The following is a 17,345-nucleotide window of genomic DNA, read 5'->3' on the forward strand; positions in this document are numbered from 1 at the left end:
CTATACCGTCTCCGTCACTATCCGGACTAATGGTTATAGCATTGGCATACGAATAAGTACCTGTGTACACGCCTGGATTTGCAGGAGTCTCAAGGGTATCATTGAATCCATTACTATTGGTGTCCGGTTGTGAGGCTCCATAAGTAAAATTAGGCGTTCTGTTCATACTCACTCCTGATTCAAAATGATCACTACAGCCGTCACCGTCACTATCCAAATCTACATTATTGGTTTTACCATCGTTATCGGTATCCACCGCGCAGGTAGGCTTAGGATTTGACGAAGGCATATAGTTTGCCGGTCCTTGCGTTGCGGTAATTTCAAAATTGGTATACGTAGGTGTAGTAGTTCCAACCGTTGACACTCTGATTCTGTAGAATCTGTAAAAATCATTCTGATTGGCTGCCTGAACTGTCCAGGTTTTGGTTGTTCCCGCACTTAAGGCCACCGGAGCGGAAATCGTGGTATAAGTCGTTCCGTTAACAGAACCTTCTAATACTCCAAAATATCCTGTTCCCCAGCTGGCAGTAGCTCCAATTACGTTTAGCGTAGCCAGATTTACCGAAGCCGGATATTCAATACCATAAATTACAGAACTTGTGGTATAGGTTAATCCTGCAGGAACTACATGATTGGAAGCAGCCACATTTGTACTGGTGCCGTCACGTAACGTTGGGATATCATCACCTGAATTTACAACCACACTGTTTACAGTCGTGGTTGCTAATCCGGTAAATACTTTTCCTATTACCAAAGCTTCAGCCGCAGTATAATAGCAAGCGGGAGCTTCTACTGCATCTAATATACCGTCGTTATCATCATCGATATCTACCAAATCATTTATACCGTCACCATCGGTATCGGCACAGGCATTTAAACTTTTAGTTGTAGCATACATATTGTAAGTAGACGGGTAACTGGTTACAGCAGCTGATGTATCGTTATTTTCTAACGGATTCGCTAAACCATTCGCTCCATAAGGTCCCTGCGCTATAGCATTAGGAGTACTTACAGTTCCGGTAGTATTCACCACATTACCGCTTAACAATGTTCCTGTAACGCCCGATTCCTTAGCATCCGGACAACCGTCTCCATCGCTGTCCAAATCTAAATTATTGGTAAGTCCGTCACCGTCCGTATCAACACTGCAGGTTGGTTTTGGATTTGAAGAAGCTCCGTACGCAGCAGGCCCTTGTGTTCCCGTAACCTCAAAATTGGTGTACGTCGGAGTTGTTGTTCCAACGGTTGATACTCTTATTCTATAGTATTTATAAAAATCATTCTGATTGGCTGCCTGTACTGTCCATGTTTTGGTGGTCCCGGCACTTAGAGCCACCGGAGCCGAAATGGTCGTGTAAGTCGTACCATTAACAGAACCTTCCAATACTCCGAAATATCCTGTTCCCCAGCTTGCTGTAGCTCCAATTACGTTTACAGTAGCCAGATTTACTAACCCGGGATATTCTAAATTATAAATTACCGTACTGGTTGTGTATGTTAACCCGGCTGGAACTACGTGATTAGAAGTTGCTACAGTTGTTGAAGTACCATCACGCAAAGTTGGAATATCATTACCCGGAGTTACAGTTATATTATTAACAGTTGTGGTCGAAAGTGCCGTTGATACTTTAGCGATAAGCAATGCTTCTGCTGCTGTGTAATAACAGCTTGGTGCTTCTACAGCATCTAAAATACCATCGTTATCATCATCTATATCTACCAAATCTGATATTCCATCTCCATCGGTATCGGTACAGTTATTCACCGCTTTTGCAAGTGCCTGATTATTATAAGTAGAAAAATAACTTGTTGTTGCAGAGGCCGTGTCGTTATTTTCTAACGGATTGGCTAAACCATTATTTCCATAAGGCCCTTGTGCTACTGCATTAGGAGTACTTACAGTACCGGAAGTATTCACCACATTACCGTTTAACAACGTACCTGTTACGCCAGACTCTTTAGCATCAGGACAGCCGTCACCATCACTGTCAAGATCTAATCTGTTTGGAATTCCGTCTCCATCTGTATCTGTCTCAAGATTACCGCATCCCGGTGCATTTGCTTTATACAATGTAATACCATCGATTCCAATATAATTTCCATCACCGGGACCATTAGCCAGCACATCAATAACCAGTACCGGGGCATTTGTAGTTGCCACAAACGTCACAGAAGACTTAGACCATTGCTTTAAATTATTACCATTATAGGTCATCATATCTGACAGATAAGCAACTCCGTCAACAGTAAACCTCAACTGTGCCTGCATACCAGGGGTTGTAATTCCATTTGTACCTCCAAAAACCTGATAAAACTCAAAAGTATAAGATTGCCCTGCCTGAATTCCTTTTGAGGCAGGTATAGTAGTATTTATTGATTCGTTAGTAAAGCCATTGTAGATAGCTGCAAAAACATTACCTTCCGGAGTAGCCGGTGTACCATTTAAAGCACCTCCCCAGAAACCGGATCCGTTTAATGAGAAACTTCCGGTCCACGTATCAGGGCTTCCACCTGAAGTCCAGCCAGTTGAACCAAGGGTCGAATTTAAACTACCTGTATTGGTGTTTTCATTCCAGGCCACAGGGGCTGCTGCCTCAAATGTGCCGTCAACTACTCCGTCTAATAAAGAAGTACAGGTTCCCTGCTCTATCGTATCCAGAATTCCGTCGTTATCATCATCAATATCAACTAAATCTCCTATACCATCTCCATCGGTATCGATACAGCCATTTAAACTGCCATTTGTCGCATAGTTATAAGTTGAAGCATAACTTGTAATAGCTGAACCTGTATCATTGTTTTCTAATGAATTGGCCAACCCATTAGCACCATAAGGTCCTTGTGCCACCGCATTTGGAGTACTTACGGTCCCCGAAGTATTGACTACATTACCACTTAACAATGTGCCGGTAACAGAGGTTTCTTTTGCATCCGGACAACCGTCTCCATCACTGTCTAAATCCAAATTATTGGTAAGTCCGTCCCCGTCTGTGTCAACACTACAGGTTTGTTTAGGATTTGCTGAAGCACCATATACTGCAGGTCCTTGCGTCGATGTAATTTCAAAATTGGTAAAGGTTGGTGTCGTACTGCCCACCGTTGATACTCTTATTCGGTAATATTTATAAAAATCATTCTGATTCGCTGCCTGTACTGTCCAGGTTTTGGTTGTTCCGGCACTCGTTGCCAAAGGAGCAGAAATAGTTGTATAGGTCGTTCCGTTAGTTGAACCTTCAAGCACCGCAAATGAACCTGTACCCCAACTTGCTGTTGCACCAACTACATTTAAAGTTGCTAAATTTACCGGTACCGGATATTCGATATTATAAATTATTGAGCTGGTTGTTGTAGTTTGTCCTGCTGCTACAACATGATCAGATGCTGCCACTGTTGTAGAAATTCCATCACGTAAGGTTGGAATATCACTACCAGGAGTTACTGCTGCACTATTTACGGTAGAAGAAACCAGACCTGTTGATACTTTAGCAATTACTAAAGCTTCTGCGGCTGTATAATAACAACTTGGTGCTTCTGTAGCATCCAGAATTCCATCATTATCATCATCAATATCCACCAAATCGGCTATACCGTCATTGTCGCTATCAGCACAAAGATTCAATGCTTTATAAATGGCGTAAGTATTATAAGTAGAACTGTAACTTGTATTTGCTGTTACAGTATCGTTATTTTCTAACGGATTGGCTAAACCGTTATTTCCATAAGGTCCCTGAGCAATAGCGTTAGGTGTACTTACGGTACCTGAGGTATTCACCACATTACCGCTTAACAAAGTTCCTGTCACTCCGGACTCTTTGGCATCCGGACAACCGTCGCCATCACTGTCTAAATCGATATTATTACTCTTACCATCTCCATCTGTGTCTGCACTGCAAACCGGTTTTGGGTTTGCCACCGGATTATAAACAGCAGTCCCCTGAGTCGCGGTAACTTCAAAGTTGGTATACGTAGGTGTTGTACTGCCTACCGTAGAAACTCTGATTCTGTAATATTTATAAAAATCATTCTGATTGGCTGCTTGTACCGTCCAGGTTTTAGTCGTTCCCGCACTTAAGGCAACAGGTGCCGAAATTGTGGTATAAGTAGATCCATTAGTCGAGCCTTCCAGTACTCCGAAGAATCCTGTACCCCAGCTTGCTGTAGCACCAATAACATTTACAGTCGCTAAGTTTACTGGTACCGGATATTCTAAATTATAGATTACGGAGCTCGTGGTATAGGTAAGTCCTGCCGGAATTACATGATTAGAAGCTGTTACAGTAGTTGATACACCATCGCGCATCGTCGGAATATCGTAATCAGGGTTTATTGCCGCACTGTTTACTGTAGTACCGGTTAAACTTGTAGTTATTTTAGCTAAAGTCAAGGCCTCAGCAGCTGTGTAATAGCAGCTTGGTGCTTCTACAACATCCAGAATACCATCATTATCATCGTCAATATCTACTAAATCTGAGATACCATCACCGTCCGTATCAGCACAACTGTTAAAAGTAGCATTAAGAGCATAATTGGTATAAGTAGAAGGATAACTTGTAACTGCTGATGCTGTGTCATTATTTTCTAACGGATTGGCTAATCCATTAGTACCATAAGGTCCCTGAGCCACCGCATTTGCTGTAGTTACGGTTCCGGAAGTATTTACAACACTTCCGCTTAAAAGTGTACCTGTAACTCCGGATTCTTTAGCATCCGGACAACCGTCGCCGTCACTGTCTAAATCTAAACGGTTTGGAACTCCGTCTCCGTCAGAATCCAAATTACAAACCAAATCTTCATGTAAAACAATATTAAATGAAGTTGCTATTTTTCCCTGATTTGGCCCATAGAAACCACTTTGTGTAAATGTTGCATCGGCTGAAACAAAAACAAAATTGTTCTTACTTGCCGCACCAGGCATTTGTCTCATGATTACGGCTGCCTGAGTTGGCTGCCCCTGACCGTAAAGCAGAACATCTTTATCTGCCACTCCATTTATCAACTGGAAGGTAGAACCATGCGGAACCGGCCATATCGGATTTATTGTACTATAATAATATGCATTTGGGTTTAACGGCACATCCTGCGCCGCGATAGAAGTTCCTGCAGTATAACTTTCACCATAAATCGAATTAAGCATGTTAAGCAGATTTGTGGTATTGGCAGCATTACAACAGGTATCTATAAAGAAGCTAAACGATTTACTTTTTTGGTTTACGATAGCATCTTTAATTGCAGTCCAATGGGCTGTGCTGATGGTGTTACTCACAGCCTCAATTACGACCATGTCATATCCTGTGTAATAATCTGTCGGAACAGTTGTACCTTCTAAAGTAAGGAAATTTCCAACTGTTGACCCGGCTGGCATATAACCATTAAACTCATTTACAAGCCCGGTTCTAATTCCGAAAGTATCTTCATTAGTAGTATTGATGAGTACTGTTGAAGGTACGTTACTAATCGTACTTTTTTGACATTCAACAGTGTCCAGTATACCGTCATTATCATCATCAAGATCCACTACGTCAAATATTCCGTCTCCATCACTGTCTAAACAGGCATTTAGACCATTTGCTAGTGCAAAATTATTATAGGTTGATGAATAACTTGTTGTAGCAAAAAGTGTATCGTTATTTTCTAAAGGATTGGCTAAACCATTTGTACCATAAGGTCCTTGTGCCACTGCATTTGGAGTACTTACTGTACCTGAAGTATTGACAACATTACCGTTTAATAAAGTACCACTCACACCAGATTCTTTCGCATCCGGACATCCATCCCCATCACTGTCTAAATCTAAGTTGTTGGTGATTCCGTCGCCATCCGTATCTACATTACAAGTAGGTTGCGGATTGGCCGAAGCACTATACACTGCAGCTCCCTGTGTTGCTGTAATTTCAAAGTTGGTAAAAGTTGGCGCTGTTGAGCCTACTGTAGAAACTCTTATTCTATAATATTTATAAACATCGTTTTGATTTGCCGCCTGAACGGTCCAGGTTTTGGTTGTTCCTGCACTAGTCGCCACTGGTGCTGAAATCGTGGTATAGGTCATTCCGTTGTTAGAACCTTCCAGAACTGCGAAGGATCCCGTTCCCCAGCTTGCTGTATTTCCGATTACATTTACATTAGCCAGATTTACAAAACCATTAAATTCAATATTATAAAGTACGGAACTTGTAGTATAGGTTAATCCAGCCGGAACAACATGATCGGATGCCGCGACGGTAGTAATTACCCCATCGCGTAAAGTTTGGATATCTGTTCCAGGGCTTACTACTCCGCCATTCACAGTAGTGCCGGATAATCCGGTAGCTACTTTGGAAATCACCATGGCCTGAGCTGCAGAATAATAACAGCTTGGCGCTTCAACGGCATCTAAAATTCCATCATTGTCATCATCAATATCGGCTGCATCAAATATACCGTCACCATCACTATCTAAACAGTTGTTTACAGTAGAACTTAAAGCATACTGGCTGTAAGTAGAAGCATAAGTTGTAGTTGCAGTTAAGGTATCAGTATTTTCTATTGGATTGGCCAAACCATTGGTGCCATAAGGTCCTTGAGCAACAGCATTTGCTGCGGTAACAGTACCTGAAGTATTCACAAGACTTCCGCTTAGCAGCGTACCTGTAACTCCTCCTTCTTTTGCATCCGGACAGCCGTCTCCGTCACTGTCAAGATCTAAATAATTTGGGATGGTATCACCATCAGTGTCGCACAAAGAAACTGAGGTCCCTATAGCCGCAACTCTGTCGACCACAAAGTCATCTTCGGTATTTCCGGGACCTGTAGTAGAAAATAAAATGTAATAACTTCCATCCACAGGAACGGTAAACGATCCGCTGAAGTTTTTATAACCTGGACTGGTTCCGTAAACCGGTAACGTGCTTAATGGACCAGTTGCCAACACCGATGAAACAGTATTCGTATCTGAATTGTAAAGTCTTACGTTGAAAGAATCGTTAGGATCTCCAGTTGATCTGGAACCTAAATCAAAAGTATACTGATAGGTCGCAGAAGCTCGTAAGATACCTGAAAATGCCCCTACAAGAGCAGAAGGTTCCGCATTCTCAATCACCACATTCTGCATACCGCCTAATGTATTATTACCATCAACCTGATCAAAAAGTCCACCAGTTAATGTTGAATTGGCATTGGTAGAACCATAAGTATAAGGTGCACCGGTAATAGTGTCATAATTAGAAGCGGAAGAAGAAAAATACCAGTTCTGTGACGCCGTTGTTGTAGAGAAACCTCCACCAGGCAATAAATTTGTAAATAAGGCAGGGCATTCTATTTTATCTAAAATACCATCGTTGTCATCATCAATATCTACTAAATCTCCAACGTTATCTCCATCTGTATCTATACATAAATTTAAAGCTGAAGCTAACGCATAAGTGTTATAAGTTGAAAGATAACTTGTAGTGGCTGCAGCTGTATCATTGTTTTCTAATGCATTGGCTAATCCATTCGTTCCGTAAGGTCCTTGTGCTACTGCATTCGGAGTGCTAACTGTACCGGAAGTATTCACCACATTACCACTTAACAGAGTACCTGTAACCGTTGCTTCTTTAGCATCCGGGCAAGTATCGCCGTCACTGTCTAAATCTAAATTATTCGTAATTCCGTCACCATCGGTATCGACACTGCATATCGGTTTCGGATTTGCCGAAGGGTTATACACTGCCGGACCCTGTGTTGCTGTAATCTCATAATTGGTATAAGTAGGTGTCGTAGTTCCAACTGTCGATACTCTGATTCTGAAGTATCTGTAAAAGTCATTCTGATTGGCAGCCTGAACCGTCCAGGTTTTTGTGGTACCTGCACTTAAAGCGACAGGTGCAGAAATAGTGGTATAAGTTGAACCATCGGCAGAACCCTCCAGTACTCCAAAATACCCTGTCCCCCAACTTGCAGTAGCTCCAATTACATTTATGGTGGCCACGTTTACGGGAGTTGGATACTCTAAATTATAAATTATGGTACTGGTCGTATATGTTAACCCGGCTGGTACTATATGATTAGAAGCTGTAACACTGGTCGAAATACCGTCACGTAAAGTTGGGATATCATCTCCCGCATTTACATTGATACTGTTTACGGTCGTGGTCGGAAGTGTAGTAGAAACTTTGGCTAAGGTTAAAGCTTCAGCAGCAGTATAATAACAGCTTGGTGCTTCTACAGCATCTACAATTCCGTCATTGTCATCATCAAGATCTGTTAAATCAGATACACCGTCAGCATCACTATCAGCACAGCTGTTTAACGTTTTATAGATGGCATAAAGGTTATAGGTAGAATTATAAGTTGTACTGGCCGCTGCTGTATCGTTATTCTCTATAGCATTGGCTAAACCGTTGGTATCATAAGGTCCTTGTGCAATAGCATTTGGAGTATTTACAGTCCCGGAAGTATTCACCACATTACCACTTAGTAAAGTTCCGCTCACTGCAGCTTCTTTAGCATCCGGACAACCGTCACCATCACTGTCTAAATCTAAGTAGTTTGGAATAGTATCTCCATCCGGATCCACACTGCAGATTGGTTTTGGATTTGAGGACGGACTGTAAGCAGCCGGTCCCTGTGTAGTTGTAACTTCATAATTAGTGTAAGTAGGTGTGGTAGTTCCTACTGTAGATACTCTAATTCTGTAATATTTGTAAAAATCATTTTGATTCGCTGCCTGTACCGTCCAGGTTTTAGTAGTACCTGCACTTAAAGCTACCGGTGCCGAAATCGTTGTATATGTTGATCCATTGGTTGAACCTTCCAGTACTCCAAAGTACCCTGTCCCCCAGCTTGCTGTAGCTCCAATTACATTTATGGTTGCTATGTTTACAGGAGTCGGATACTCTAAGTTATAAATTACAGAACTGGTCGTATAAGTTAAACCTGCCGGCACCACATGATTCGAAGCCGTTACACTGGTCGATGTTCCATCACGTAAAGTTGGAAGGTCGTCACCCGGGTTTACGGTTACACTATTGACTGTGGTAGTTGACAATCCTGTTGAAACTTTAGCAAGCGTCAAAGCTTCTATAGCCGTGTAAAAACAGGTTGGTGATTCTACGGCGTCTATAATACCGTCATTATCGTCATCGATATCCACTAAATCAGATATGCCATCGCCATCGCTGTCAGCACAGGAGTTTAAGTTTTTAAAGATTCCATAAAGATTGTAAGTAGAAATATAACTGGTAGTAGCTGTACTGGTATCGTTATTTTCTAACGAATTGGCTAAACCATTGGTACCATAAGGTCCCTGAGCAACCGCATTTGGTGTACTTACAGTACCTGAGGTATTCACTACATTACCATTCAAAAGAGTGCCCGTAACTCCGGATTCTTTCGCATCAGGACAACCATCACCGTCACTGTCTAAATCCAGATTATTGGTGATACCATCACCATCGGTATCCACACTACAAACCGGTTTTGGATTTGCAGATTGACTGTAAGCAGCCGGTCCCTGTGTCGCTGTAATTTCATAATTGAAATAAGTAGGTGTTGTAGTTCCTACGGTTGATACTCTTATTCTGTAATATTTGTAAAAATCATTTTGATTGGCAGCCTGAACCGTCCAGGTTTTAGTTGTACCGGCACTTAATGCTACCGGAGCCGAAATTGTAGTATAGGCGGTACCATTAGCCGAGCCTTCTAATACACCAAAGTAACCCGTTCCCCAGCTTGCCGTCCCTCCAACTACATTTACTGTAGCCAGATTTACTGGTACCGGATATTCCAAATTGTAAATTACAGAGCTCGTTGTATAAGTCAATCCTGCCGGCACCACATGATTTGAGGCTGCCACATTGGTAGACGTACCATCACGTAAGGTTGGCAGATCGTCGCCCGGATTTATAGTCACGCTATTTACTGTAGTGGTTGACAATCCCGTAGAAACTTTGGCCAGTGTCAGAGCTTCTGCTGCAGTATAATAACAGCTTGGTGCCTCTACGGCATCCAAAATACCGTCGTTATCATCGTCAATATCAACTAAGTCAGATACTCCGTCTCCATCCGTATCGGCACATGAATTTAAAGCTTTAAAAACAGCAAACTGATTGTAAGTCGACTGGTAATTGATAGCCGCAGCCGCTGTATCATTGTTTTCTATAGTATTGGCTAAACCATTGGTTCCGTATGGTCCCTGTGCGACAGCATTTGGTGTACTTACAGTGCCGGAGGTATTAACCACATTACCGCTTAAAAGTGTTCCCGTTACTGCAGATTCTTTTGCATCAGGGCAACCGTCACCATCACTGTCTAAATCTAAATAATTAGGAACAGTATCGCCATCAAGATCAGATGAGCACGTTGCTTTAGGCTGAACCGTGCCGATATAAGGCTGCGCAAAAGTAAAATTAACTTCATGCAGTCTTGTACCATTTGTTATGGTTCCATTTCCTGGAAGTCCATAAATTCTAACGCGGTTAAAAACCTTTGCTGGTAAAAGTGTATTGGTAAATGTATATGTAGTACTGGCTGTTGCCATAGGCTGTGCAGCAGACATAGTCTCCCAGGTTGTTCCGTTATAGCCCTGAAGTACAAAGCTGCTGCCTGGGAAAGCATTGTTTATCCCGATCTGTACAGTCATTGTTGCCAATGGTAACGGTGTTGCCAATGGTAAATTAAATTCGATTAAAGTCCTGTTCGCAGAAAATCCTGATGTGATGTCTCCCCAGGTAGCAGGATCTCCATCAATCGCAAAAGCAAAAGGCTGTGTGGTCGAATCGAAAGAAAGATCAGTAGAAGCCAACAATGTACTTTTCAATTCCTGCTGTGTATAAAAACAGCTTGGGCTTTCGGTAGCATCAATAGTACCATCGTTATCATCATCGATATCGGCTATATCTTTTACAATATCATTATCTTTATCGGAACAGAAATTCAAATTGCTGTTTACTGCCAGCGGATAATAAGTATTGGCATATGTAGTTGATCCGTCAAGATCTGCATCCACACTATCATTCAATCCGTCATTATTGGTATCTGCAGCAGCAGGATTCAACTGACTTCCTGCCGGAGTTGTAATACCGTAACTTCCTCCCACATTATTTGTTGTTGAAGGTGTACTCACATCAGTAGACGGGCTAACACCGGCTTCTGCTAAGTCACCACAACCGTCTCCGTCACTATCCAGATCCAGACGGTTTGGAATGGTATCTGTATCTGAATCAAGATCGGCATAGTTAGAATCGTCATATGTTTTTAAAGCACAAAGTCCGTAAGCCATTAAGTAAGCTCCTCCCACACTTGTTACTTTTACGGTTACTGTATTATAAACCGGACCGTCCACAATAAATATTTCTGTTCCAGTTCCGTTCGCCATCACAGAGACATTCTGAGAATCTATCGGTGTGATATTACTTTTGTTACAGGATTCGCACATGGTTTGCTGTCCTGCTGTATTATTGGTTGTAACCTGAAAAGATTCTATAAGTCCCGGCGGTGCACTTTCGATTGCAGCAGCTACAATTTGGAAATTGGTTACCGGTTTACTAAAATTAAAAGTAACCGTCTGATTGTTGGCATCTACTCTCTGCCAGTACGGTACTCCATTAAGTGGTCCTAATCCACACTGATAGGTATAACCCGCACTGCTTTGTGCTGTTACGGAGGTGTTTATAGTTACTGTGTATGAAATCTCTTCTCCATCTACCACAATAGTAGCCGGTGCTGTTGTGCTCGGTGTTGTAGGGGGAGATATCCAGTTATTACAGGTTACGGTACCACAGCCTAATTTAGTCTGTTCGTTAATATCTGTTACCCCGTCATTATCATCATCCAGATCGGCTATATCATAAATACCGTCACCGTCCGTATCTTCACAGGCTCTGATTGTTTTGGACTGAGCATAAGGTTTATAGGTAGTGGTATAATTGATCACCCCATCACCGTCGGCATCCACAGCATTAACCAGACCATCTCCATTGGTATCGGCACTGGTAAATTTATAATTTGCTGTTAGATTAGTAGTCGCACCGGCTTCAAAAGCATCACTGCAACCGTCTCCGTCGCTGTCTAAATCCAACTGAGGTAAAATACCGTCTCCGTCAATATTGGCATCTGCACAAGTACTTTTCGGATACAACGACGGTACATAAGAAGCAATATTGAAATCAAAATATACTTCGGAAGCGTTTTGTGCCGCAATATTAGAAGCTGCTACCCCCGTTATTCTGATATATTTGTAACCAATCGTTTTATTAAGAGTAACCGGATAAGCAATCGAATTAGACAGGCTCACCGCTCCGCTTCCCGTTATATTCGTGCCTGCCGTTTGTACTATAGCTGCAGATAAATCGACCCAGTCGGCACCATTATTGGTATTCGATCCCTGTATTTTTGTCGTACCGGCAAACTGGGTAGCAGTATTGAACTGCAGGTACAAAGCATCCAGTTTCATTGGACGTTCAAAAGTGAATACGTACACATTCGCATTCTGAATCGCCTGAGTTGGTGTCGCCGAAAATGTTACAGCCGATACATTGCCAATTCCATCTGTTAACTGAGCAAAATTACCGGTAGTGGTAGTCAATGCAGAGGTAACTGAAACGCTGGCAACCGGTTTAGCCAGACTGTTCCATTCTCCTGCTAAATAATAACAGGCCGGGCTTTCTGTTGCATCCGGAATACCATCATTATCATCGTCAATGTCTGTCAAATCCGGTACACCATCATTATCACTGTCAGGTCCACACAAATTCAGACCTGAAGCTGTAGCAAATGAATCATACAAAGGAGTATAATTTGTTGTAGCCGAAGGAGTATCATTACTTTCTATTCCATTGGCCAATCCGTTAGCTCCATAAGGTCCCTGTGCAATAGCATTCGCTGCAGTTACGGTACCCGAAGTATTTACCAGACTACCGCTTAATAAAGTTCCTGTAACACCTGATTCTTTTGCATCCGGACAGCCGTCTCCGTCACTGTCTAAATCCAAAGTATTGATTTTACCATCTCCATCTGTATCTATACTACAGGTTGTTTTTGGATTTGCCGAAGCATTATAGTTAGCTACACCCGGAGTTGTTGTAATTTCAAAATTGGTAAAAGTTGGTGTAGTACTTCCTACGGTAGATATTCTAATTCTGTAATATCTGTAAAAATTATTCTGACTGGCAGCCTGTACCGTCCATGTTTTGGTTGTTCCAACACTGGTATCTACCGGAGCCGAAATTGTCGCATAAGAAACTCCGTTTACAGAACCTTCCAAAACAGCAAAAGAGCCAGTTCCCCAGCTTGCTGTTGCTCCAATAACACTTAATGTTCCTAAATTTACCGGTATCGCATATTCGATGTTGTAAATTACAGAACTTGTACTGTACAGTAATCCCGCCGGAATGACATGGTCAGACGCTGCTACAGTGGTAGAGATTCCATCACGTAATGTAGCTATATCATTACCCTGAACAACTGTTGCACTATTTACTGTAGTAGATAATAGTCCTGTTGAAACTTTCGAGATTACCAAAGCTTCTGCATTGTTTAAATAACAACCCGGGGCTTCAACGGCATCTAAAACACCATCGTTGTCATCGTCCAGATCAACCAGATCGGTAATGCCATCACCATCACTGTCAAGACAGCCCTTATAAGCGTTATTTACAGCATAAGGGTAACTGGCATAAAAATTTAAAATGGCCGAAAAAGTATCACTGGTTTCTATTGAATTGGCCAGACCATTGGCTCCATAAGGTCCTTGCGCTATTGCATTTGCTGCTGTTACCGTACCCGATCCGTTGATAAAACTACCGCTCAAAAGTGTACCCGTAACACCCGATTCTTTAGCATCAGGGCAGCCATCTCCATCACTGTCCAGATCAAAATTATTAGTTACCCCGTCCCCATCGGTATCGACTATCGCACAGGAAGGTTTAGGGTTTGCGGAAGCCGAATAAAATCCAGGTCCCTGAGTAGCTGTTATTTCAAAGTTGGTATAAGTGGGCGTAGTCGTCCCGACAGTAGATATTCTGATTCGGTAATATTTATAAAAATCATTTTGGTTTGCAGCCTGAACGGTCCAGGTTTTTGTCGTACCCGCACTTAAAGCCACAGGCGCCGAAATGGTCGTATAAGTGCTTCCATTAGCAGAACCTTCTAAAACACCAAAATAACCGGTTCCCCAGCTTGCAGTTGCCCCAATAACATTTACCGTAGAAAGGTTTACTGCTACGGGGTATTCTATCGTATAAATGACCGAACTGGTCGTATACGTCAGACCTGCCGGAACAACATGATTAGAGGCGGTTACACTTGTAGAAGTTCCGTCTCGCAAGGTTGGAATATCAGCTCCCGGAGTCACTGCGACGCTGTTCACCGTTGTAGTACTTAAACCCGTAGAAATTTTAGCCATTGTCATGGCTTCATAAATGTTGTAATAACAGCCAGGAGCTTCTATAGCATCCAGAATACCATCATTATCATCATCCAAATCAAGCGAATTGATTACTCCGTCATTATCAAAATCATTGTTAGGGGCATATTGCAGATTGTGCTTGTAATTTTCTAAACGAAGCGCACCAATTGCTGTACCAACCTCTAAATTCCAGTCACCTTTTGCTCCGGTGATATCGCTCGAAGCAGCAACGGTAATACTTAACGCATTTTCAAGAAACTTAACTGCAGCCTTCCCTTCGGCACCTTTCGCAAATTCACAACCGTAAATATTCACGTGACTGATCTTTGTCAAATCAATATTTTGAAGCATCCAAAGTGCGATTTCCTCTTTGTTTCTCCACTTATGATCCATGTAAAGTGCCCCACTTTTTCCGTGAGTGATCAGATTATAAACTGTTGAAACTGTATTGTTTTTTGAGATGTCGTACAGCGACAGGTCTTTTACCGTCCGATCAATATAACTATTCTCATCTTTACCCGAAAAGGATGACTCAATGCCGGACACATTGTCTCGATTGAGTTTAAGATTTTTTGCATTTATCTCTGAATAATTAAAAAATAAAGAAACAAAATAACACAAAAAAAATAGCGAGTTAAGTACTTTTCTTCTCATAAACGTTACATATAAAAATCCCTCATGATAAGATAAAAGGGAATAAATTAACTTTATCTAAATACTAAAAATGACTGATTGCAAGTCAATTAACAATTGTCAAAAAAAAACTCTAACTAATATTTCCTTTAAAGAAAAACTTTAATCAGAACATTAAAAATCAACACTTTAAACCCAAAAACACCTTCAAAAAAGCGAAGTTGAAATAGTATTATTTATTAAACTGCGTCTTATGCGCCGCGAAATTATATTCTTAAAAAATGGAGAATTGTCAGATACTTTACATTTAATCTAAAATAATGTTCTCCAGTCTATTGCTTATTTTTTTGATATCGTCGCGATACAGAAACAACCAGCTTGGAGGTTCTATAATCTCGACGATCAACTTTTGAAATTATCTAAATACTGCTGAATTGATTTTCTGACGTCCAATAATCATTTTTATGATTGGAATATTCAAAAACGATGACATGATTACTTTGGGAATGGCATATAACAAAAAACCTTGTGTCGATATAACGACACAAGGTTTTTCAATTTTATATATTAAAGAAGATTTACTACCGGAGATAGTAGTACTACAAAATTTACTTTTATCATCATACAATTCTGAAAAAATATTGCATGAAGAAACAAAAAAGCTTAAAGACTGCGGGTTATGTACTTTTCTTCTCATAAGCGTTAAGAATAAATACCTCCTTCATAAAAAATGAAGAAAGGGTAAATTAATTTTAATTTGCTACAAAATTTTATTCTAAAAACCTCTGACTTTCAATAGGAAAGTCAAAAACAAAAAAAATGCAAGTATTGCTGTGATTAAGAGCAATAACAATCTAAACTAATTCACGCTTAACGCGTTATGTGCGGATTATTTGTATGGATTAGTTAAAATTAAGCAAAAAAAAAATTAAAAAAAGCAATTATTAAACAAAAATTAAAAAAAACTTAAGAAAACACCGTCAACTCTTTATTGCTAAGACCTGATTACCTGTTACTTACAAATAACACGATTTTCATTCCTTAAGAAACATCAACTTTAACTGTCACAAATTTTAGTTTTTTTTATGACTTGTTTACGTATATTCGATTAATGACCGTTTAAAACGATATACACAGAAAAAACAAGCAGTAATATCAGAAAAATAAGAATGTTTAACAGCTATACAGTTAAATAATTACCAATTTCGCACCTATTCCATGTTGGTTTTGACCGTACAATTGTCGTGACGGACTGAATTTAGTGTTTTATTTCTCATACAGCATTGCGGCAACGCAAATTCTAAATAACTTCTAAAGCAGGAAATATTCGGGCTTTAAACTTAAGGTTCAAATCCTGTTTTCCTCACCAAAAAGTCCTTAAAATTATTTTTTCAAGCTACAAAAAAGCTCAATTCTTTAGAATTGAGCTTTTTACTTTGTATACATTCCTGTCTATTTTAAATCAATATTAGCTTTATCCATTTTTCCGGTAAATTGAAACGGAACATGATAAGTTGTAGAAGCAGGAGATCCCGAGTCTCCCAAAATCTTGTCTCTGTTCAAGAGGAACTAAAAATTACTTTTACTTTTCAATCCACTCACGAAATTCTGACGTTGCACTTTGGCTGGTTTTAAGAAGATGCTCATAACTTTTCAATTTAACAGCGAGCGTATTTTTATTATAACGTTCAATCCTTTCAATATACTTTTTTTGAATAAGCTCGCCTCTATTGATTCTGAAAAATTCTGATGGATTGAGTTTTGCCTCTATTTCTTTCAAAGTAGATTCTGTAAGCAAATGTTTCTTTGCTTTGATATCGCAGGCAAAAACAACCCCTTCATTGGCTTCAAAGAACAAAATGTTCTCCGTTTCTAAAAAATACATTCCTTGAAAACAATTCACAGAAAAGCGTTTTTTATAATTTTTTTCATTGAAGTTCTGTTGTATCAGTTGAGAAAGATTGCTGATTGCGTGAGACTCCTGAGAGAAAGATTTTCTGAGTAAAAGATACTTATCCCAGGCTCTTTGGAAACGTTCTTTCGAAAATGGTTTTAAAAGATAATCGATACCATTGTTTTCAAAAGCGTTCATCCAAAACTCATCATAAGCCGTTGTAAAAATAACAGGACAGCTAATGGTTACTTTGCCATAAATTTCAAAGGCATTGCCGTCTAATAATTCAATATCCGAAAACACAACATCTACCTGATTATTCCTAAAGAAATCAACTGCCGATTGAACTGTATCGATTTCTGCAACGATTTTGACAGCTGTATCCAATTCCTCAATAAAACGCTTCAATTTCTTTCTCGCCGGAATTTCGTCTTCTATGATGAGTACTTTTATCAT

Annotated in this window: 3 protein-coding genes (1 of these 3 cut by a window edge); 1 reads left to right on the forward strand and 2 read right to left on the reverse strand. The window is 40.5% G+C overall.

All coding sequences use genetic code 11. The features are described from left to right. Window positions 1-14,908 carry the 5' portion of a gliding motility-associated C-terminal domain-containing protein gene (locus ACAM30_RS20420; RefSeq protein WP_369616354.1) on the reverse strand. Its footprint begins 12,842 nt before the window's first position, so the window shows 14,908 of its 27,750 coding nt (coding positions 1-14,908); the start codon lies at window positions 14,906-14,908; its stop codon lies beyond the left edge, outside the window. 551 nt (window positions 14,909-15,459) lie between these two features. On the opposite strand from ACAM30_RS20420, the gene ACAM30_RS20425 reads away from it, so the two are divergent. Next, window positions 15,460-15,729, forward strand: a complete 270-nt coding sequence (locus ACAM30_RS20425) for a hypothetical protein (RefSeq protein WP_369616355.1) — start codon at window positions 15,460-15,462, stop codon at window positions 15,727-15,729. 848 nt (window positions 15,730-16,577) lie between these two features. Here the strand turns inward: ACAM30_RS20425 and ACAM30_RS20430 are convergent. Then, entirely contained in the window at window positions 16,578-17,345 is a 768-nt protein-coding gene (locus tag ACAM30_RS20430; RefSeq protein WP_369616356.1) for a LytR/AlgR family response regulator transcription factor, read from the reverse strand.

Origin of the sequence: Flavobacterium sp. CFS9, assembly GCF_041154745.1 — a bacterium.
Taxonomy (GTDB): Bacteria; Bacteroidota; Bacteroidia; order Flavobacteriales; family Flavobacteriaceae; genus Flavobacterium.

Bases quoted from the DNA above. Each gene is read 5' to 3' on its own strand.
- ACAM30_RS20430 (WP_369616356.1), bottom strand. From the start codon at position 17,345: ATGATAAAAGTACTCATCATAGAAGACGAAATTCCGGCGAGAAAGAAA.
- ACAM30_RS20425 (WP_369616355.1), top strand. From the start codon at position 15,460: ATGATTGGAATATTCAAAAACGATGACATGATTACTTTGGGAATGGCA.